The organism is Vibrio sp. 1562, from assembly GCF_033340155.1.
Taxonomy (GTDB): domain Bacteria; phylum Pseudomonadota; class Gammaproteobacteria; order Enterobacterales; family Vibrionaceae; genus Vibrio; species Vibrio alginolyticus.
Genome location: NZ_JAWOVY010000172.1, coordinates 1 through 895 on the forward strand (window position 1 = coordinate 1; position 895 = coordinate 895).

At 45.3% G+C, this 895-nt stretch carries 1 protein-coding gene; it reads right to left on the bottom strand.

Annotated features, from left to right (window positions below; all coding sequences use genetic code 11):
* A partial coding sequence (locus R7Z49_RS23965; protein ID WP_318112222.1) for an AAA family ATPase occupies positions 1–895 on the bottom strand: 895 nt, incomplete at both ends.

Here is an 895-nt window from a genome sequence, read left to right on the forward strand (position 1 = left end):
ATACGATCAAGCAACGGACCAGGAATATTCATCGAGTTAGACGTTGCAACAAACATCACATCAGACAAGTCGTAATCCACTTCTAGGTAGTGGTCGTTGAATGAGTTGTTTTGTTCAGGGTCTAATACTTCAAGCAACGCTGAAGCCGGGTCACCACGCATGTCTGAAGACATTTTGTCGATTTCATCCAGAAGGAAGAGAGGGTTTTTCACACCAACTTTCGACATTTTCTGAATCAGCTTACCTGGCAATGAACCAATGTAAGTACGACGGTGGCCTCGAATCTCCGCTTCATCACGCACGCCACCTAGGGCCATACGTACGTATTTACGGCCAGTAGCAGATGCAATTGAGCGGCCAAGCGATGTTTTACCCACGCCTGGAGGACCAACAAGACAAAGGATTGGACCTTTTAGCTTGTTAATGCGGTTTTGAACTGCCAAGTACTCCAGAATACGCTCTTTCACACGCTCTAGACCATAATGATCTTCGTTCAAAATCTCTTCCGCTTTCGCAAGATTTTTCTTCACTTTAGAACGCTTAGTCCAAGGTACACTTACCATCCAGTCGATGTAGCTACGAACTACTGTCGCTTCTGCGGACATTGGAGACATCATCTTAAGCTTTTGCAGCTCTTGCTCTGTCTTTTCACGTGCTTCTTGCGGCATTTTTGATTCGTCGATCTTCTTTTGCAGAGTCTCGAACTCATCAGGAGCGTCTTCCATCTCACCAAGTTCTTTCTGAATCGCTTTCATTTGCTCATTCAGATAGTACTCACGCTGAGACTTCTCCATTTGCTTTTTCACGCGACCACGAATGCGTTTCTCAACTTGTAGCAAATCGATCTCTGATTCCATCTGGCCCATTAGGAACTCTAGACGCTCAGTAACATCAA